At 48.4% G+C, this 20,621-nt stretch carries 15 protein-coding genes; 13 read left to right on the top strand and 2 right to left on the bottom strand.

What is annotated here, in order from left to right:
- Positions 1 to 68 precede the first annotated feature (68 nt).
- Entirely contained in the window at positions 69 to 1,085 is a 1,017-nt protein-coding gene (locus AC6B99_RS04255; RefSeq protein ID WP_496662823.1) for a Gfo/Idh/MocA family protein, read from the top strand.
- Between the two features lie 42 nt (positions 1,086 to 1,127).
- Positions 1,128 to 1,586 carry a heme-degrading domain-containing protein gene (locus AC6B99_RS04250; protein ID WP_494859321.1) on the top strand — a complete coding sequence of 153 codons (459 nt, stop codon included), beginning with the start codon at positions 1,128 to 1,130 and terminating at the stop codon, positions 1,584 to 1,586.
- 148 nt (positions 1,587 to 1,734) lie between these two features.
- Here AC6B99_RS04250 and AC6B99_RS04245 read toward each other — a convergent pair whose 3' ends face one another.
- Positions 1,735 to 2,586, bottom strand: a complete 852-nt coding sequence (locus AC6B99_RS04245) for a helix-turn-helix transcriptional regulator (RefSeq protein ID WP_496662822.1) — start codon at positions 2,584 to 2,586, stop codon at positions 1,735 to 1,737.
- Positions 2,587 to 2,716: 130 nt separating this feature from the next.
- On the opposite strand from AC6B99_RS04245, the gene AC6B99_RS04240 reads away from it, so the two are divergent.
- The 9 genes from AC6B99_RS04240 (at position 2,717) to AC6B99_RS04200 (ending at position 17,584) form a co-directional block, all read left to right on the top strand.
- Positions 2,717 to 4,654 (top strand): glycoside hydrolase family 127 protein, encoded by a 1,938-nt coding sequence (locus tag AC6B99_RS04240; RefSeq protein WP_496662821.1) that lies wholly within the window; start codon positions 2,717 to 2,719, stop codon positions 4,652 to 4,654.
- A gap of 279 nt (positions 4,655 to 4,933) precedes the next feature.
- Positions 4,934 to 5,959, top strand: a complete 1,026-nt coding sequence (locus AC6B99_RS04235) for an ABC transporter substrate-binding protein (RefSeq protein ID WP_056042847.1) — start codon at positions 4,934 to 4,936, stop codon at positions 5,957 to 5,959.
- Positions 5,960 to 5,967: 8 nt separating this feature from the next.
- Positions 5,968 to 8,025 carry an iron ABC transporter permease gene (locus AC6B99_RS04230; protein WP_496662820.1) on the top strand — a complete coding sequence of 686 codons (2,058 nt, stop codon included), beginning with the start codon at positions 5,968 to 5,970 and terminating at the stop codon, positions 8,023 to 8,025.
- A 358-nt stretch (positions 8,026 to 8,383) separates the two neighbouring features.
- Positions 8,384 to 10,336 carry an AraC family transcriptional regulator gene (locus AC6B99_RS04225; RefSeq protein WP_496662857.1) on the top strand — a complete coding sequence of 651 codons (1,953 nt, stop codon included), beginning with the start codon at positions 8,384 to 8,386 and terminating at the stop codon, positions 10,334 to 10,336.
- Between the two features lie 174 nt (positions 10,337 to 10,510).
- Positions 10,511 to 12,304 (top strand): sensor histidine kinase, encoded by a 1,794-nt coding sequence (locus tag AC6B99_RS04220; RefSeq protein ID WP_496662819.1) that lies wholly within the window; start codon positions 10,511 to 10,513, stop codon positions 12,302 to 12,304.
- A 24-nt stretch (positions 12,305 to 12,328) separates the two neighbouring features.
- Positions 12,329 to 13,903 carry a response regulator gene (locus AC6B99_RS04215; RefSeq protein ID WP_496662818.1) on the top strand — a complete coding sequence of 525 codons (1,575 nt, stop codon included), beginning with the start codon at positions 12,329 to 12,331 and terminating at the stop codon, positions 13,901 to 13,903.
- A 177-nt stretch (positions 13,904 to 14,080) separates the two neighbouring features.
- Entirely contained in the window at positions 14,081 to 15,001 is a 921-nt protein-coding gene (locus AC6B99_RS04210) for an ABC transporter permease (protein ID WP_056042839.1), read from the top strand.
- A 15-nt stretch (positions 15,002 to 15,016) separates the two neighbouring features.
- A complete protein-coding gene (locus tag AC6B99_RS04205; RefSeq protein WP_056042838.1) occupies positions 15,017 to 15,943 on the top strand; it encodes a carbohydrate ABC transporter permease in 927 nt (308 codons plus the stop codon).
- Positions 15,944 to 16,012: 69 nt separating this feature from the next.
- On the top strand, positions 16,013 to 17,584 hold the full coding sequence (locus AC6B99_RS04200; RefSeq protein WP_496662817.1) for an ABC transporter substrate-binding protein: 1,572 nt from the start codon (positions 16,013 to 16,015) through the stop codon (positions 17,582 to 17,584).
- A 102-nt stretch (positions 17,585 to 17,686) separates the two neighbouring features.
- Here AC6B99_RS04200 and AC6B99_RS04195 read toward each other — a convergent pair whose 3' ends face one another.
- Positions 17,687 to 18,223: a helix-turn-helix domain-containing protein gene (locus tag AC6B99_RS04195; RefSeq protein WP_056042834.1), complete on the bottom strand. Its 537-nt coding sequence runs from the start codon at positions 18,221 to 18,223 to the stop codon at positions 17,687 to 17,689.
- Between the two features lie 201 nt (positions 18,224 to 18,424).
- Between AC6B99_RS04195 and AC6B99_RS04190 the strand changes: the two genes are divergently transcribed.
- Positions 18,425 to 19,285 (top strand): VOC family protein, encoded by an 861-nt coding sequence (locus AC6B99_RS04190; RefSeq protein ID WP_056042831.1) that lies wholly within the window; start codon positions 18,425 to 18,427, stop codon positions 19,283 to 19,285.
- 6 nt (positions 19,286 to 19,291) lie between these two features.
- Positions 19,292 to 20,374 (top strand): LLM class flavin-dependent oxidoreductase, encoded by a 1,083-nt coding sequence (locus AC6B99_RS04185; RefSeq protein ID WP_496662816.1) that lies wholly within the window; start codon positions 19,292 to 19,294, stop codon positions 20,372 to 20,374.
- Positions 20,375 to 20,621 lie beyond the last annotated feature (247 nt).

Genomic DNA, 20,621 nt, shown 5'->3' with positions numbered 1-20,621 from the left:
GATAGAATGAAAGCGAATACAAGGATTGAGCGATCAGGTCGGGCGAAGCCATAAGGAGGAGTATAACCATGGATAGAAAAATAAGATGGGGTTTATTAGGGTCAGGAAGTATTGTTGACAGATGGATTTGTGGTGCCAAACAGCTGAATGATGTGGAAATTGTGGCTGTATCGTCGCGAACAATAGAAAGTGCGCAGAAGATGGCTCGAAAGCACGATATTCCCTTAGCGCTAGAGTATGATGCTTTGCTAGAAAGACCGGATATTGATGTTGTCTATATTCCCGTCCCACATCCCGCACATAAAAAAATGGCGATCATGGCGATGGAGCACGGAAAATCAGTATTGGTAGAAAAGCCGGCATGTGTCAATGCAGGTGAATTAACTGAAGTATTAGAATGTGCCAAGAAAAATAATGTATTTTTCATGGAGGGCATGTGGACAAGATTTTTTCCGATGATGAACAAGATAAGCTCATTATTAAATGATGAGGGCATCGGTGAAGTTAGAGCGATGAATATTGCTTTTTCTTTTAGAATGCCTGGCGAATTCCGTGATCAACGATGGATGAATCCGGAGCTTGCTGGCGGCGGCTTGCTGGATACAGGTATTTATAATCTTCATTTTGCCGAAGCCGTATTAGGGAAAAATCCCGTTGCCCTTACAGGATTCGCTACTATTGATTCTGATGAATACCATATACAGGTTGACGAGCAAGCAAGCTATATTGCCAAGTATGATAAAGGCGAGCTTGTCGTCATGAGCAGTGGCGTGAGAACGAATATGGTCGATACTGCCATGATCTATGGTACTGGGGGCTATATTGAAGTGCCGTCCTTTTGGAAGCCTACTTTAATCCATGTGATGAAGGATGGCAATATTACAACCTATGAAGAAAAAGCGCCTCAAAGTGTCGAAGGCATTCAAGATGATGGCTTTCAATATGAGATTGCGCATGTGAATGCATGCATAAGGGGAAATCTGAAGCAGTCGCCCATTATGACATGGGAACAAAGCCTGTCCATTATGAAGCAGTGCGATGAATTGCGGCGTCAATGGGGGCTTAAATATCCTTTTGAAGATTAAGGGAAGAGGCTAATATAACGCAACAGGATGGAGGAATTGACGATGAATATTGAGAGGATTGCCAAACAAGAAAGGTTATTGCAATTTGATACATTTAGTCATGACATGGGAATAGAAATTGGTTTATTGCTGCTAAACAAAGCCAGAAGTGAAGGAAAGTCTATTGCAGTGGATATTTCTAAATGCGGACAACAAATCTTCCATGCTGCATTGGAAGGGACGACCGTAGACAACGATGAATGGCTTCGGAAGAAGAAAAATACGGTTTATAGGCTCAATCAAAGCACATTAGGCATTCAATTGAAGCTGAAGGAGCAAGGTGTGACACTGGAGGAGGCTCTCCATTTAAGCCCTGTTGACTATGTAGCAGCAGGAGGCGGATTCCCAATCGTAGTAAGGGGAGTTGGCTTTATTGGGGCCATAGCAGTTACGGGCACCTCGGACGTTGATGAACATGAGCGTATCACAAGTTGTTTAAGTGCTTATTTGGGTATAAGCTGAAAAAAATAATGGAGCAAGCAGCAAATGCTCTAACTTAAAAAATAACGACAGGTCATCGATGATGATCGGTCGTTGTTTTTTTGTTAGCTATAAATATACGGTGTCTATTCTAATTTTCAAACCTCGGATAAATAGTAATCGTATTTCTTCAATTCAAATATTTCTTGCGAAAGTGGAGTGGAGTCATTCCAACGCTGCGCTTGAAACAGGTCGAGAAGTAAGGGGAATATCGGAAGCCGACCTCCTCAGCTATGCGATCGATGGACCATTCCGTTGAGACGAGAAGCTGCTTGGCCCGCTCCATCCGGAATTGCAGCAAATAATGAATGGGCGTGACCCCGTACTTCATTTTCATACAACGCACAATGTAGTTAGGGTGGAAGTGCAGCGCTAATGCCAGCGTTTCATTGGTAATTTCCTCTTGGTAGTTGCGCTGCAGGTAAGCAGCAGCTTTCTCAGCCAGACGCGTTGCTGGCGTGCTAGTCATCCCCGATCTTCCATTTTCCAGCAAAGCGAGCAGCTGGAACAGCAAGTGCTGCTTCTCCCAGAAGGCTTCGCCGATCGGCAGCTCCAGAAGCTGCCTCATCAGATCAAACGCGATCTGGGGGTTAGGCAGCGAGGCATGCTTAGGGATATGGATTAATTTTGGATTATCGAAGGGAGATGATGGGGCCGTTGCTTCTGCTTTAGCAATCGCAGGAGTTTGACGCCAAACCTTATGCTCGAAATGAACCCAATAAAAAATCGTTTCCTGTTCGCATGGCTTGACCGAATAATGCTCCCCTTCCGGCAGCAGCAATAACGTATCCCCTGCGCCAAGCGACCATTCTTTCCCGTCTTCACCAATGTGCAGTGCTCCATTAACTACAAGCAGCAGGTCGAACAGACCGAAATGTTTTCGATTCGGGTGGCGATCTCCTGCGCGAAAGTCCGCGCGGCCAGCTTCCCAATAATAAGGAAGGGGCGGGGTCTGCAGCGAAACCATTAACTCGTCCTTCAAGTGATTACCCTCATTTTTCTGTGTTATATTTTATAGAAAAAAGGTCAATCCGTTTCTATTATGACAGCTATAAAAAGCATATACTCGATGCTATAGAGAGTCAAATTTTATAGCTTCGAGGTGGATATTTATGCGAAAAAATCAGATTTTTATCCAAGACGATTTTTGGAACCAATATTCCGAGCTTGTTCGCCAAACCGTCATCCCTTATCAGTGGGAAGCACTGAACGATAGGATAGAAGGTGCTGAGCCGAGCTACGCCATTCGAAATTTCAAAATAGCTGCAGGACTTGCGAAAGGGGAATTTGGCGGCTGGGTTTTTCAAGATAGCGATCTGTACAAATGGCTGGAGGCTGTTGCCTACTCGCTGCATCGCCACCCCGATCCTGAGCTGGAGCAAACGGCTGATGAAGCCATTGATCTGATCGGCCAAGCCCAGCAAACCAACGGCTATTTGAATACCTATTTTACGATTAAAGAGCCTGGAAAACAGTGGACGAATCTTTACGAGGCCCATGAGCTTTATTGTGCAGGCCATTTGATTGAAGCAGCAGTTGCTTATTACGAAGCGACAGGAAAGCGTAAATTGCTCGACCTCTCTTGCCGTTTCGCTGACCTGATTGCAAGCTTGTTTGGAACTGAACCGGGCCAGATCCGGGCTTACTGCGGGCATCAGGAAATTGAATTGGCCTTGGTCAAGCTGTACGGAGTTACGGGGGAGGAGCGTTATTTGAACCTTAGCCGCTACTTCATTGATGAGCGTGGAAACGAGCCAAACTATTTTGTAGAGGAATGGAAACGCGGCGGCAGGACGAACATTTGGTCACAAGGCATGCCTAATTTGGAAGTATACCAATCCCATCTTCCTGTACGTGAGCAAACGGTCGCTGTCGGCCACTCCGTTCGAGCCGTCTACATGTACACGGCGATGGCTGACCTCGCCCGTTTGACGGAAGACGCGGGGCTGCGCGAAGCTTGCGAGCGCCTTTGGTCCAATACGACAGGCAAGCAAATGTACATTACTGGAGGCATTGGTTCAACGCATCACGGAGAAGCCTTCACGTTTGACTACGATCTTCCTAACGATACGGTTTATGCAGAAACCTGTGCCTCTATCGGTTTGATTTTCTGGGCACGGCGCATGCTGCAGCTTGAAGCAAGGAGCGAATATGCGGATGTGATGGAGAGAGCGCTGTACAACAATGTGCTGGGCAGCATGTCCAACGACGGCAAGCATTTTTTCTATGTCAACCCGCTAGAGGTATGGCCAGAAGCAAGCTGCAAAAGTCCAGACCGGCAGCACGTAAAGCCAGTTCGGCAAAAATGGTTCGGCTGCTCCTGCTGTCCGCCTAACGTCGCACGGCTGCTATCTTCACTAAACGATTATATTTACGACGTGTCTGAGGATGGCAGAACGGTGTACACTCATTTGTTTATTGGAAGCAAAGCTTCCTTTGAGCTTGGCGGCGTCAACGTAACGCTGCATCAACGCTCTGAGCTTCCTTGGAGCGGACATGTTGAATGGTCGGTTTCCCTTCCGGAGGGCACTGCAAGTGCTGCTTTTGAAATGGCCTTACGCATACCTGATTGGTTCCAGCACGAGCAGCCAGCGTTGAAGGTGAATGGCGAAACGCAGCTTTATCGTGTTGAAAATGGCTATGCGAAAGTAGCGCGAAATTGGTCAGATGGCGATACATTGGAGTGGCTGCTTCCGATGGAGGCGAAGTTCATTGCAGCCCACCCGTCTATTCGGGCTGATGCTGGCAAAGTGGCTATTCAGCGCGGGCCGCTCGTTTATTGCTTGGAGGAAGCGGACAATGGAGCTCCGATTGCCTCGCTCTCATTGGCGGAGGAGCCAAATTTGACGGAGTATACCGCTCCAAATCTTCTTGGCGGCTGCGTTATTGTAGAAGGAGACGGAGTAGTGACAGACTCTGCTTCGTGGTCAGATGGCAAGCCCTACCGTCCTTTTACGAAGCAGAAGACAGCTGTGCGCTTCAAGTCCATCCCTTATTATTTATGGGGCAATCGCCAGCCTGGCGAAATGAGCGTCTGGCTGCGGAGCTGAAAGATGTGAGTGTCTAAGACTGCGGGATTGATGCAACGGATGGCATAGATACAGCTTGCGGCAGAAATACAAGGTAGCGAAGGACAGGAGAACGTATCCTGTTCTTTTTTTGTATTCGGGTCGGATAAAGTGGAATTTGAAAATTTAAACATTGACTTTCGGTAAAATGGTAGCTAATATAGCTATTGTGTCTAATTATGATAATCATTATCAATATAATGATAAATATTATCACATTGGAACAGCTTTGATTTTTGAAAAAATAGGGGGATATATAAAATGAACAAAAGGCTAATGGGTTTAATTATGGTCATCATGGTTATGCTGGTCGCGGCAGGCTGTGGATCTAACACAACGAATAATTCAGCAGCAGAAGGAACGGCAACTGACAATTCAGCTGCTGCAAATACAAATGGGGAGTCCGCTGCGGCTGGTCCTATTGTACTTAAGGATGCTAAAGGCGAGGTTAAGCTGGATAAGCCCGCGCAAAAGGTTGTCGTACTAGAGTGGACGTTTACGGAAGACGTGATTGCGCTTGGCATGCAGCCAGTGGGGAATACCGATAACGCACAATATAAGCAGTATGTGACATCAGAGGCGCCACTGGATGCAAACGTGACGGATGTTGGTTTGCGTGAAGAGCCGAATCTGGAGACGATTGCGGCTTTGAAGCCGGATTTGATTATTGCGAATACGGATAGCCACGAAGCGATCTATGATCAATTGAAAGGCATTGCGCCAACGTTGATTTTTAGTCTGTACCCGCTTGAAGGGGAAACCAATCAATATGATCAGATGGAAGAAGTGTTCAAAACGATTGCAGCTGCTGTTGGCAAAACAGAGGAAGGCACGAAGGTTCTAGCTGACCTGGATGCGCATTATGCGGATGCAAAGGCGAAGCTGGAGGCGGCAGGCAAGGGCGGCTTCAACTATGTACTGACACAAGCGTACAGCTACCAAAATGCAGCAACGTTGCGTCTTTTTACTGATAACTCTCTTGCCGTACAAACGTTGAATCGGATTGGCCTGAAAAACGATTGGAAATCGGAAAATTTTGAGGTTTATGGATTTAGCACTTCGACGGTTGAAGCGCTGCCTGCGGTTCAAGACACCAATCTAATCTACATCGTCCAAAAGGATGATGATATTTTTTCGAAAGAACTAAAGGATAACTCTGTTTGGAACGGTCTTACCTTCGTTAAGGAAAAACGTTTCTTCGGATTAGATAGCGCGACCTGGGTGTTCGGCGGTCCAATCTCCTCTAAAGTGATCGTTGATGAAGTTGTAAATACATTAACGAAATGAGTGGCACGATGAACGAAAATGTTAACAACGAAGCCTCAATCGGAATGGCCTGGCGGGTAATTGGAATATTTGGGGGCGGCATTGCCGCCCTTTTCGTATTATCGATTTTAAGTCTTTGCTTCGGGGAGGCCAAAATCCCGGCAGCTACCGTATTAGATGGGTTGCTCGGCCGCCAAGATATAATGGAGCATAATCTGCTCTGGGATATCCGTATGCCGCGCACGGTTATTGGTATTTTGGCTGGTGCTGCGCTCGCTGCGGCTGGTGCTTTACTGCAAACGATAACGAAAAATCCGCTCGCTGCCTCCGATACATTAGGTATCAATGCCGGGGCTTATTTTATGGTTGTCCTTGGCGTGGTAGCTTTTCCTGCTCTGCAGCAGCAGTTCCCATTTTTGCTGGCGGCGGCGGGGGGATTGCTGGCGGCGTTAATTGCCTATTTCCTGAGCGGCGGCCGGAAGGCCACACCTATCAGACTTGCCTTATCAGGCATGATCGTATCTATGGTGCTTGGGGCGTTTACAACGGCCATTCAAATTTTTAAGCAAACGGAAACGCAAAATTTATTTTTATGGGGCTCAGGCTCCTTGATTCAGCTGAACTGGAGCGGCGTCTTGTATGCATGGCCTTTCGTCATTGCCCTGCTTGGGATCGCGATGCTCGCAGGAAGGCAATTTGATGCCTTGGAGCTCGACGAATCTACTGCTCGCTCGCTTGGGCAGCGTGTAGGATTAACACGGGCAATGGGGCTTGGCCTCTCGGTACTGCTGGCTGCCATTGTAGTCAGTGTAGTTGGTCCGATTGGCTTCGTTGGTTTGGTCGCTCCCCATCTTGTCCGGCTTAGCGGTATTCGCAAGCATCGCCTGCTCATTCCCGCCAGCGCATTGTGGGGAGCGCTGCTCATTACGGCGGCGGATTTGCTTGCTCGTATGGTACGGAGCAATTTAGGGGAAATGCCGGTTGGCGCGGTCATGGCGATTATTGGAGCGCCTTGGCTCATTTGGCTCGTACTCACCAAGATGAAAAATATATCCGGAGCAGGCTCTGGGCAGTCATCTATGAACATCGGCGGGGTAGCGCTGCGTATGCGCTTCGCTCCGACTGTGATATCCATGACAGCGCTGCTCATCGTTATCATCCTTGTAAGCTTGTCGCTTGGGGGAACGAGAATACCGATTGCCGATTTGCTGGGCAGCCTTGTCGGTGGAGGAGACTCATCGTATTCTGTGCTGCTGAATTTAAGGCTCCCGCGTACACTTGTTGCGGCTGGAGGCGGTATTGCGCTTGCAATTAGCGGCGTCTTAATTCAAAGCGCCGTCCGAAATCCGTTGGCCGACGCCTCAATTATTGGCGTAACGTCGGGAGCGGGGTTTGGCGCGCTAATCGTATTGGTTGCACTGCCGAATTTAACAATCTTCGCCCTTCCGTTTGCTGCAATTGCAGGTGGGATTCTTGCCGCGGCCTTTGTATTTTTGTTAGCATGGCGCAAATCCTTAAATCCGTCTGTTCTTATTTTGCTTGGCATCGCAGTATCGGCAATCGGCGCTGCGGGCATACAGGCGATGATCGTCAAGGCGAGCCTGTGGAACAGTACAGCGCTAATATGGTTAACGGGCACGACCTATGGGCGAGGCTGGAACCAATTTTATAGCATTATGCTGTTTCTGGTTATCCTTTTACCGGTTGCCTACTATTTGGGACGGAAATTTGATTTGCTGGCGTTTGGCGACGAAAGTTCGGTAGGCCTTGGCCTGCCGGTTCGAGGAACGCGGCTCTGGGCGATGATTATCGGCGTTTTGCTGGCAGCGGGAGCTGTTGCGAGCGTAGGTACGATAGGTTTTCTCGGACTTATGGCGCCGCATGTCGTGCGCATGATGATTGGGCATCACACGAGACGCTCCATTATTTTGTCAGGCCTGCTCGGCGGCTTGCTGCTCGTCATTGCTGATACGCTCGGAAGAACGATCATGGCGCCGAAAGAAATTCCGTCAGGCCTAATTATTATGCTGATTGGCAGTCCGTATTTCCTGTTCCTCATGTATCGCTCGCTGGTTAGGAAATTTTAGAAAGTTTCAGGAGCTTTCAGGAGGTTTGACGGACACAGCAGCCGCTATTTCGGCAAAAACACGGATATGGCACAGGCTGCGGACTCAGGGGCAGCTAATGCACGGCCATAAGCCATTTTGACGGGATATTGAGGGCAATAACGGATTTCCTGTCCGCTTATGGCCTGAAATCGAATCAAAAGCCCAAATAGCGGAACCTCAGTCCTTCAACATTTAAAGGTATCAAAGTTAGTTGCATGAAACAGTTCGATTATGGTTAGATATTACCATGATTGGCCTGTTTTTTGCTTTTTTATCCGTTTTTTCAAATATAGACGAGTGGAGCGTTAGAGCAAGGAGTGAAGATAGAGTGGAAGTCATGAACGACACGATAAACATCGACGAGCAGCTTTTTTGGTTCACGCATAGCGCCATTAAAGTGATGGACGTTCGGCATATAAAAATGAAGCTAGGGGAAGCGCTTAGCGCCTATCGGCTTCCGGCCAATGCGTTTTTGTTTGCATTGCGAGGCAGTGCAGCGGTCGCATTGGACAACCGGGAGTATGCATTCAAAAAATTTCAAATGCTGCATGGCGGAAAAGGTTTTTATTTGGATATTCGCTCGACAGAGGAGCTTTTTGAATATTATCTCATCCTCTACAAAGCGGTTCAGCCGCTTCTGAATATGCCGGAGAAACAGCGGCTGCTGGAGAAAAATCCTTTTCGCATGCAATATGGCGTTACGCCTGCTTTTCCAATATCTCTTTATGAGAAGCTGAAGCAGCTGGACGAGGAATTTCACAAGGGCGGCAAGCTTGCCGAGCTGCATGTGAAAACATTGTTTTATGATTTTATATATGAATGGATGCGGCAGCTCAGTGAGCAGGAGGTTCCCGTTATAAAAGCAGATCTGGTCGCCCAGGCGGTCAGGTTCATCCATGAGCATTATGCCGAAGCCATTACACTGGAGCGGCTGGCGAAGGTGCTGGAGTGCACGCCAAGGCATTTAACACGCCTGTTCAAAAATCAAATCCAGCATAGTCCGATTGATTATCTCATCCAGCTTCGTATCGAGAAGGCGAAGGAGCTGCTGACGAGCACGGAGGGGACTTTACAGGAAATCGCTGCCGGTGTCGGCTATCCGGACGTCTATTTTTTCAGTCGTATTTTTAAAAAGCATACGGGCATTTCGCCGATCCATTATAAAACGGAAGCGAGCGCTCCGCGAAAACGCCCTTATAATCCATTATTGATGTCCCGATACCCTATTGTGTCGAGAAGACGCAGCGGGCATACTGTTATTGGTGATAATCATTATCAAAACAGTAGTGAAGGGGCATTAAAAATGAACAGAGGTTCGAAACAATCCATTGCCATTATGATGCTGCTTGCGATGACTTTATTGGTCAGCGCATGCGCAAGTTCGGCAAATTCTCCAGCGACAAATGGCACTGCACCAGCCGCAAGCAGCAATGCAGCGGAACAGACAGCGAGTGAGCGAATACTGAAGGACGGTTTGGGCAATGAAGTTAAGGTTCCAGCTAATCCTAAACGGGTTATAGCCTCTTATTTGGAAGATCATTTGGTGGCGCTAGGCGTCATTCCGGTTGCTCAGTGGTCGGTCAGTGATGGGAAGGTGCAAAATTATTTGCAGAAGGAGCTGGCTAATATCCCTGCTATTCCATCCGAGCTTCCCTATGAAGTCGTGATGAGCTACCAGCCGGATCTCATTATTATCGACAATGCGGAAATGGTGATGGGGGACAAGTACGCACAATATGCTAAAATTGCCCCAACCTATACGGTAGGCAGCGATGTCAACAATGATTGGCGGCAGGAGCTGCTGAAGGTAGGCGAAGTGCTGAATAAGAGCGAGGAAGCGAAGCAGGTGCTGGCTGATTATGAAGCGAAAGCAGCAGATGCCAAGGAAAAGCTGCATCAGGCGATCGGAGATAAGTCAGCTGCTGTTCTCTGGGTTACGGCTAAAAATGTGTACGTCGTCAACCAAAACTTATCCAGCGGCGATTTGCTTTATCGGGATCTGGAGTTGACCGTTCCGAATGTTGTTACGGAAATATCGTCGACAGCGAAGGCGAATTGGAGTGCGATTTCCAAGGAGAAGCTGGCCGAGCTGGACGCCGATTACCTGTTCATTGTGAATAGCAGGGAAGCGACGAAAGAGGAAATTTTGAGCGATCCAATCTGGCAGGGCATTCCTGCGGTTAAAAATAACAACGTCTACGCGTATGACAACAATGCCAGCTGGCTGTATACGGGAACGATTGCGAACTCGCAGATGATTGATGATGTGCTTGAGAGTATTGTGAAATAAATAAATCATTATAACCCGTAAAGTGGATGCTCTAACAACCTCCACTTTACGGGTTGTTTTCTTGTAATGCTTAAATAAGTGCAGAAAATAGTGATTTTATTGCCATATCAAATTCCCCGCCCGTATTGTAGAATGATGCACATAAGCGGTGCATGATACGAAAGGAGACGACAGATGAAGAGCTTCCAGCTGAGCAAGCTGTATATACCATTTACGTATAAAATGATGATTCCCTATATGGCGCTTGTGCTGCTGACGGATGTGCTGGTCGGCTATATATCGTATACGATGCTCGTTCAGTCAAGAACAGAGATGGCGGAGACGAATATTCGCACCGCGCTGGAGCAGACGCGCAATAATATTGAATACCAAATGGATGAAATTGAGCGCATATCGAGCACGCTTTTCAGCAGCTTAACTTTTCAGAATGCGCTGCAAAACACGGGAGAGCCGTTGGAAATGATGCTGAAAATGAAGGATGACATCATACCGCAGATGAGAGCGCCGCTCCAACTGTATGGCAACAATATCAGGCTTGCCGTCTACACGGTAGACGAGAAATTGTACGAGGTGCCGGGCGATGATATGGACAAGCCGATTCAGCGCAGAGACTATTATGTGCTCTCGGTGCGTCAGATCGAGCATACAGACTGGTTCAAGTCACTTCAAGCATCCAATCAGGATAATCTTTGGATACAGCTGGGTTCCGACCGCAAGCTGGAAAACGTTTCGCATTTTCGCAAGCTGGTGTCCTCCAGCGGGATGGCTCCCATTATCGGCTATGTGCGCGTGACGGCCCGCTTCGATGAGCTGCTTGGCAACTTCGATACGTTCCCGATCGATCAAGGCATCAGCTTGCGGCTGCTAAACACTCAATCAGGCGAGGTCATGTATACGCGCGGCATAACAAGCGATCATTCTGATTCGGCCTCCTACCTGAGTGTGAAAGAGGACATACCCGGAACGCCATTCGTCATTGAAACGATAGTGCCGCATGCTTATTTAAACAAGGACGCCAGCCGCATGCAAAAGGTTATTTTCGCCGTGTGCTTGATCAGCTTTCTGGTCATGGTGTTTATTGGCTACATCGTCGCCCGGCTTTCCGGCAAGAAGATGAAGCGAATCGTCACCTTGGTCCGCTCTTTCCAAGAGGGGAACTTTCATAAGCGGATCGGTTTTACCGGCAATGACGAGTTTGTCCACATCGCCAATTCCTTTAATCAGATGGCGACCAGCATTCAAGAGCTGATTAAAAACGTTTACGTGCAGGGCATTCAGAAAAAACAGGCGGAGCTGGACGTGCTGCAAGCGCAGATCAGCCCTCATTTTTTGTATAATACGCTCTCGACGATTGGCAGCTTGGCTAATTTGGGCGAGACGGACAAGGTGACCGCGATGGTTCAGGGGCTTTCGAAGTTTTACCGTTTAACGCTGAATGGCGGCAATGTGTACATTACGCTGGAGAAGGAGCTTGAGCAGGTAAAGACGTATTTGGACATTCAGCGGGTCAAATATGCGGACACGTTCGAGGTTTATTACGATGTTGAGCCGGATATTTTGCAAACGCCGATTATTAAGCTTATTTTACAGCCATTTGTCGAAAATATATTTAAGCATGCCTGGTTCGGCAAAACGATAGCGATTCGCATAACGGGCAGGCGGCTGGGCGACCGCATTGAGCTGAAAATAATTGATACCGGCATAGGAATGCGCCCGGATACACTGAGGAAAATGCTCTCGAATACGTCCTTGCCTATGCAAGCTCATGCGGGCCCAACGGAAAGCGTGGAAGAAGGCCAATCGGATAAATATGGGCTGAAAAACGTCGAAGAGCGGATCAAGCTGCGCTATGGCACAGATTTTGGCATTCGAATTGGCAGCCATTATGGCGCAGGCACAACGGTGCAAATTATTCTTCCGGTCGAAAATGCCGAGATGCGGGAGGATGCAGAAGGGCTTCGGCCATAGGCAGCTTAGAGGGGAGAGTGCAGGATGGACATTAGTATATTATTGGTGGATGATGAGGCGATCGATTTGGAATGGCTCCGCCGAAGGGTAGTCGGCAATGAGCGCCTGCATTTGCAGGATGTGTCCGTGGCCACTAGCGGGTTTGAGGCGCTGGAAATGATGGAGCAGAAGCGCATCGACCTGATTCTCTCGGATATTCGCATGCCGATTATGTCGGGGATGGAGTTTGCACGCAGGGCGAAGGCGATTAATCCGCAGGCTCATCTTGTTTTTATAAGCGGCCATCAGGATTTCAGCTATGCGAAGGAAGCGATCCAGCTGAATGCCTCTGGATATTTGCTTAAGCCAGTTGACGACAATGAGCTTCATGATATGCTGCTGGAGCTGTGCAACAAAATCGAGCAGGAGCGGATGCAAAACCAGTCGCTGACCGAGACGCTGACGCTTGTGCATCAGGAGCTGCTGCTGCGCTGGTTTAACGAGCCGACATCGGGGCGAGTGGAGCAGCATCTTCACAGTTTCCTCATGCCGCTGCTGCAGGGCGGAGCAGCCGTTGCCATTATTGAAATCGACGATATGGAGTGGAAGCTGGGTAAAATGGCAGCTGACGAGCGCCGTTCCTTAACAGCGGAAATGGCGTTGTTTATTCGTTCCTTTGTAGATCGCCATCAAGTTGGAACGGTGCTGACCAGCTATGACTATCATTTTGTGCTGCTGGCGACGGTGCAGGAGGCGGAATGCAAAGCTCTGCTTGAAAAGCTGGTGCAAGCATTTAATGAAGCTTTTCCGTATTCGATTACGATTGGCGCTGGCATGCATACAACGGTTATCGCCAAGCTGCATGATGCCTATCAGCAGGCACAGGCAGCGCTCAGCATCAAATGGATTGTCGGGAAAAACAGGCTTATTCACGATGCAGCGGCTTGGTCGCCGAAAGAAGCGATGGCCTACAGCCTCGAAGAGACGGTAGACCGTATGCTGCGCGCGATGCTGGAATATGATCTGACGACGGTTGATGATTGCTTGCGGGAGCTGTTCAGCGGCGACCAGCCGTTAACCGGGAAAAACGACATCTACGACCTCATCATTCGCATTACGTCCAAGCTGCATGCGGATCTCCAGCAAATGAACGAGCATTTATATGAAATTTTAAAATGGGACTCCCATCAGCCGTTGGTTTTGTTCCAATTTGAGACGGTGCATGACATTCTCTCCTGGCTGAGAAGGCGGTTTTTCGAGCTGTCCGAGCTGCTGTATTTGAAGAAGCAGCGGCAGAAGCGGAAGCTGATTGAAGAAATTGCGCTATATGTTGAGCAGCGGCTCGATCAGAAAATTACGCTCAATGAGGTAGCGGCCCACTTTGACTTTACGCCAAACTACTTGGGCCAGCTGTTCAAAGCCGAGACGAATACGCTGTTCAGTGATTTTTTAAGCGAGCTGCGTATGAAGCATGTGTGCAAGCTGCTGGAGGACCCGACCAAGAAGATATATGAAATTGCCGAGCTGGCTGGCTATAAAAATATTATTTATTTTAATCGTCAATTCAAGCAGCAGGTTGGCATGTCGCCGGGAGAATATCGGAAAAAGCATAATATTTAATCGTATTTCTCTTTTTATTGCATGGTAACGGCCCGGGTCCGGTGGATTCCGGGTTATTTTTAGCCGTTATTTTATCCAATCGTTGAATTAGTATTAGTTTTAGTTGTTCCCCTTAATTATGCGGACGCCCTGCTTTTCTTATAATGAAAGCAGACAAGAGAAGAGAGGGGAGCACAGATGAAGCGACACGGATTTATACAGGATGTCATCAAATATCGGGCTATTTTGCTCATGCTGCTGCCAGCCGTTTTGTTTTTTCTACTGTTTGCTTATATACCAATGGCGGGCATTATTATTGCTTTCAAGCATTATGATTATGCCGGCGGAATCTTTGGCAGCGCGTGGAATGGGCTGGACAACTTTCGGTTTTTCTTTGAATCGGGCGATGCCTGGCGCATAACAAGAAATACGGCGCTCTATAATATCGCTTTTATTGTAGTCAACAATGTGCTGCAAATTTTCACAGCGATTTTGCTGTTCGAGGTTGGGGGCAAATGGTTCCGCAAAATCGCCCAGTCGATTTTGTTCCTGCCTTACTTTATTTCCTGGGTAGTCGTGGGAGCGATTGCCTACAACCTGCTCAGCTTTGACATCGGAACGGTTAATTCCCTGCTGAGGAATATTGGGATGGAGCCGATTGATATTTATAATACGCCTGCCTATTGGCCGATTATTCTCGTACTGGTCGCGGCGTGGAAAACGCTCGGTTACGGTACGATCATGTATTTGGCGGCGATCACGAGCATTGATACCGAAATGTATGAGGCCGCGGAAATCGATGGCGCGAATATTTTTCAGCGTATCTTCAAGGTAACGATTCCTAATTTATATCCAACCGTCATTATATTGGTGCTGCTGGCAGTCGGCAATATTTTCAAAGGCGATTTTGGGATGTTTTACAATATGGTCGGCAATAATGGTGTGCTGTTCTCGTCTACTGATGTTATTGATACGTTCGTATTCAGATCGCTCATCACTTCGAATGATATTGGCATGTCGGCCGCAGCTGGGGTTTATCAATCAGTTCTTGGATTTACCACCATTATGCTGTTTAACTATGCCGTTCGCAAGTATGACAAAGATCGCGCCTTATTCTAGTGGGAGGTCATGAAAATGAGTGTATCTGATGCTAATATCGTCAGCAACAAGTCTGTGAAAAGCGGTCAGCTCGACCGCCAGCTTCTTGCCATTATCGGCTATACTTCCTTAACCGTACTGTCGGTTCTGTGCATATTGCCCTTTATTTTGATCGTATCCTCTTCGTTTACCGAGGAAAGCACCATTGTGCGTGAGGGTTATCAATTTTTCCCAACGGCCTTCTCTGTGGAGCCTTATAAAATCCTATTCAAATATCCCGAACAAATGATTCGGGCGTATGGGGTAACCATCTCCGTTACCGTTATCGGTACAGCGATCGGCCTATTCCTGACCGCTATGACCGCCTATTGCCTATCACGCAAAGATTTCAAATGGCGCAATTTTTTCTCCTTCTTCTTTTTCTTTACGACGCTGTTCAGCGGCGGGCTTGTGCCTTGGTACCTGCTCATCGTCAACTATCTCCATATGAAGGATACGGCGCTGGCGCTGATTGTGCCGCTGCTGCTGAACGTGTTTTATATTATCGTTATGAAATCGTTTATGAGCAACATTCCAGAAGCGATTGTTGAATCGGCCAAAATCGATGGCGCAGGCGATTTCCTCATTTTCATGAAACTTATTCTTCCGCTGTCCAAGCCTGCTCTCGCAACGATCGGTCTCTTCCTTGCCCTCGGCTATTGGAATGATTGGTATAACGCCCTGCTGTTCGTTGCCGACGACAAGCTGATGCCGCTGCAATATTACTTGTACAAAATGTTGGGCAACATGGATGGTATGCGAAAGGCGATGATGGGCTCAGGCGCTGTTGTGACGACAAGCCTGCCGACAGAGGGTCTTAAGATGGCAATGACGGTTGTAGCCAGCGGTCCGATCCTGCTTGCCTATCCCTTCATCCAGAAGTACTTTGTAAAAGGCTTGACGATTGGCGCAGTGAAAGGATAATCCCAAGGGAACTTGGTTTATCATGATAGATCAATAGATCGACAGTTACATTAAAGGGGGAAATTCAATATGCAAAAGAAGAAAAAAGTCGTTATACCGGCGGTAGCCTTAACTTTAGCCATGGTTCTTGGTGCATGCGGCAACGGTGGCAATACAGGAACAGAAGCGAGCACAGCGCCAGCATCAGGTACTAATTCTTCCGCAACGCAGTCGCCTACAAAGGACGGCTTAGATATTTCCAAAGAGGTCAAGCTGAAAATGGTGTTTGTCGGCCCGAAGCCGGTTGATTATGATGCCGTATTCGCAGAAATTAATAAAAAGCTCAAGGAAAAAATCAATGCGACTGTCGATGCCGAGTTTTTGGATTGGTCCGATTGGGCGCAAAAATATCCGCTGAAGCTGGCGGCGAATGAAGATTTCGACCTCATCTATTCCGCGAACTGGGCGGGCTATAACGATCAGGCGCTCAAAGGCGGCTTCTTGGAGCTGACCGATGATATGCTGTCCAAATATATGCCGGAAACATGGAAGGCGATGGACAAGGTAGGCTGGGATCAAGCGAAAGTAAACGGCAAGCTGTACATGGTTCCGCAAAACAGAGGCGAATCGGTAGAGAAGCTGATTTTGTACCGGGAGGACCTGCGTAAAAAATACAATCTTCCCGCTATCGACAGCCCGGAAGCTTATGCTAACTATTTGAAAGCGATCGCTCAAAATGAGAAAGGCATTACGCCATTCACACCGGAAACCGGCGACTGGAAGCTGCATAATTTAGACCGTATCCTGCTCAAGCAGCAAAATGACTGGAACATGCTCGATTTCGACCTGCCGATCGGCTTTAAGCTGACGGATGAAGCGGGCAAAGTGTTTAACGTCTATGAAACACAGGAATTCAAGGATTTGCTGTATTATTACAAAGATCTTGCTGACAATAATGCATGGTCGAAAAACGTATTGAATAATAAAAATGATCATCAGCAGGATTTCAAGGAAGGCAAAACAGCGTCCATTACGCATAATATGGGAACGCTCGGCTCACTCATGGCATTGATGCGCATGGAAAAATCTCCTTATGAGCTTGCGCTTGCCGACATTACGCCGAATACGAAGAAATCGAATGCCGTATCGACGCAAAACGGCGTTTCTATCCATGCAACGTCCAAAAATCCGGAGCGTTCGCTGATGTTCGTCGACTTGATGCAAAATGACAGAGAGCTTCATGACTTGGTGCAATACGGTATCCCAGGCGTACATTTCACAGCCGTTGGCGACGATAAATACGATACGACCGATAAAAGCGTGAACTTCACAGGCTTCTCCAGCTGGGGCTTCAATTCGCCGCTTAACCGTGACAACGCATCCTTCCCAGAGGAAGCAACTGCGCTTACGAACGATTGGGAAGGAAAGGTTTACCACTATCCGCTCGAAACGTTCGTCTTTGACAACAGCAAGGTGAAGACGGAAGTCGCTAACGTCGGCAATGTGATGCTCCGCTTTGCGATTCCGCTGGAATACGGCGCGATCAAGGATGTAGATAAAGGCCTCGAGGATTTGAACAAGCAGGTGAAAGCGGCCGGCATTGATAAAATTATTGCAGAAGTGCAAAGCCAAATCGATGCTTTTCTAGCAGCCAAAAAATAATAGCAGCTCATGCAATAAGCTGCCCGCAGGCAGGACATCTGGCAACAGATGCTCCAGCTGCGGGTTTTTGCTTTTTCAGCAGAGCAATTTGAATAGGATGGGCTAAACCAATTGCGTATCGTTATTGATGGAAATGAGCACAATGGCTGTATCCTCGCCAATATTTTTGGCGTAGTGGGGCATGCAGGCTTTCCAGCTAAAGGAATCGCCTGCATAGATGGTCGCCGATTCGTCCCCCTGCTCTACATAGATCGTGCCGGAGAGGAGGAAGTGGATTTCCTCGCCCGCATGGGCGTGCGCCTCTGCCGTTGATGCGCCGGGCTCAAGCTCGACGAGCATCATTTTGACAGAACCGCGCTCGCTGAGCTGCTCGACCTTCATCTTTCCGCCGCCATACAAGGTGTGCCGACGCTCATCCTTACGCAAAATCTGCATTCGCTCGTCCTTCTTGAGCAGCAGGAAGGCGAGCGGAACGTTCAGCGCACCCGCAATGTGATCCAGCGTAGAAATAGATGGCGATGTTTTGTTATTTTCGACTTGGCTCAGGAAGCCTTGCGATAGTCCAGTAGCCTCCGCAATCTGCTGGATGGAGAGCTGCTTCTTCTTGCGAATTGTACGAATTGTATTGCCAATATCCATGAGTACCTCCTGAAACCTTGGTTGCCTCTTAAACGATGTCGTTAAGCTGTGAGGGCTTTGCTGGCTGATTTGTGAATGTGGCATTAAGCTTCATCCATAGTAGCAAATGTTTTATTGACTTGCCACCATGAGCATGATAATATTTCTCATATAAAACATATATTCTTATAACAAATATATCAAATAAAGAGGCGATGGACAATGACTATTTCCATTCATCCGGCTGCACATATTGGATATGTGAAGCTTAAAGTAAGTAATATGGAGCGCTCGCTCCTTTTTTATAAAGCGGTTGTTGGCTTTAAGGAGCTTTCTCGCAGCGGAAACGAAGTGCAGCTAACGGCTGATGGCAAGCGTCCGCTGCTCATACTGCAGGAGCAGCAGGGTGCGGTTGTTTTGCCGGAGCGTGCAGCTGCGGGACTGTATCATTTTGCAATTTTATTGCCGAGCCGCGAAGCGCTAGGGCTTGCTTTGCGGAATTTGGCAAACCATAATGTAGCCGTCGGACAGGGCGACCATTTGGTTAGCGAAGCTTTGTATTTCAATGATCCAGACAACAATGGCATTGAGATTTACCGCGATCGCCCGCGTGAGCAATGGGAGAAGCTGGAGGGCGGCGGCTATAAGATGGCGACTGATCCCGTTGACATTAAAGGGCTTCTGGATGCTTCCGAAGGCAAAGTATGGAACGGACTGCCGGAGGACACGGTCATCGGGCATGTGCATTTGCATGTAAGCCATCTGCCGCAAGCTCAGCAGTTTTATTGCGACACATTAGGCTTTGATATTATTTTCAATATGGGCGGCTCCGCATTGTTCATTTCGGCGGGCGGCTATCATCATCACCTAGGCCTGAATACTTGGGCAGGCGTCGGTGTTCCAGCGGCTCCAGCGAATGCGGCAGGTCTGGATTACTACACGATTGTGCTTCCTGATCAAGCAGCGATGGACGAAGTGCTGGCCAGACTGGGGCAAAAGCAAATACAATTCCGCAAGCAGGCAGATGGCTGGATGGTCACAGATCCTTCTGGCATATCCAGTTTGCTGACGATTGGTGGGTAAGTGGAGATGGAGAAGCAAACGGAAGGTCAACAGGAACAGGCCTCTATTGAAATTGGCATTTATACACTGGGCGATATATTGCCTGATCCTCATACATCGGACACGATAAGTGCGAAGCAGCGGATTCAGGACATTATTGCAGCGGCAAAGCTGGCGGATGAGGGAGGCCTTGACATATTCGGCTTGGGCGAGCATCATCGCCATGATTTTGTCGTTTCGGCAACGCCGGTTATGCTGGCAGCTATTGCCCGGGAAACGGAGCGCATTAGGCTGACGAGTGCGACTACCGTGCTAAGTACGGTTGATCCGGTGCGCTTATTTGAGGATTATGCGACGCTTGATTTATTATCTGATGGACGCGCGGAAATTATTGCAGGACGCGGTGCTTTCGTCGAATCGTTCCCGCTGTTTGGCTATGAATTGAGCGATTATGATGAGCTGTTTAGCGAAAACCTGGAGCTGTTCGGCGAGCTAGGCCGCCAGGATACGGTAACCTGGCAGGGCAAGCATCGCCCTGCCCTTCGGGCCGCCGCGATTGCCCCGCGTCCAATTCAGCCGCAAATTCCGGTATGGGTTGGCGTTGGCGGATCGCCGCAGAGCGCCGTGCGCGCAGGGGAGTTTGGCCTCGGCATGATCATGGCGATTCTTGGCGGTTCGCCGGACAGGTTCAAGCCGCTCGTCGATCTTTATCGCGAAACGGGAATCGCGTCGGGCTTTGATGCAGCGAGCTTGAAGGTTGGCGTCACTGGCCACAGTTATATCGCGAAGGATAGCCAGCAGGCGCGTGCGGAATATTTCCCCTATTACACGAATTATTGGTCGCATATGAACCGCCAGCGCGGCAGCGACTTCCGCATTACGCAGGAGGAATTCGCCGATATGACGGCGCCGGATCAGGCCTTGTTCGTCGGCAGCCCTGAGGAAATAGCTGAGAAGATTATTTGCCAGCATGAGCTGTTCGGGCATCAGCGTTTTATTGCCCAGCTCGATATTGGCGGCATTCCTTATGCCAAAGTTGCCGAAAGCATCGAGCTTTTAGCCGGGAAGGTCGCACCTATGGTGCGTGCAGCGACAAAAACGAAATCATAGTTTGAACCGCATCCGTGCTGATTTTGCCGAAAGCTGGCGCTTAACGGTATGCCATTCATAGATTCATAGACAATCTGGCAGACGCTGCTTTACAGCGTTTGCCAGATTTTTTTTAAATATAAGCCGATTATAAGTTTCACACTTATAATCGGCTTATATTTCTCGGAATGTAACGCGCCGCGCCGCCAAAGGACGGCGACAGCCGTTTCACCTTGTATGCTCCAAAATATTTTCAATAATCAGACGA

It is taken from the genome of Paenibacillus liaoningensis (genome assembly GCF_059609455.1).
This window is presented reverse-complemented; position numbering and strand designations above follow the sequence as displayed.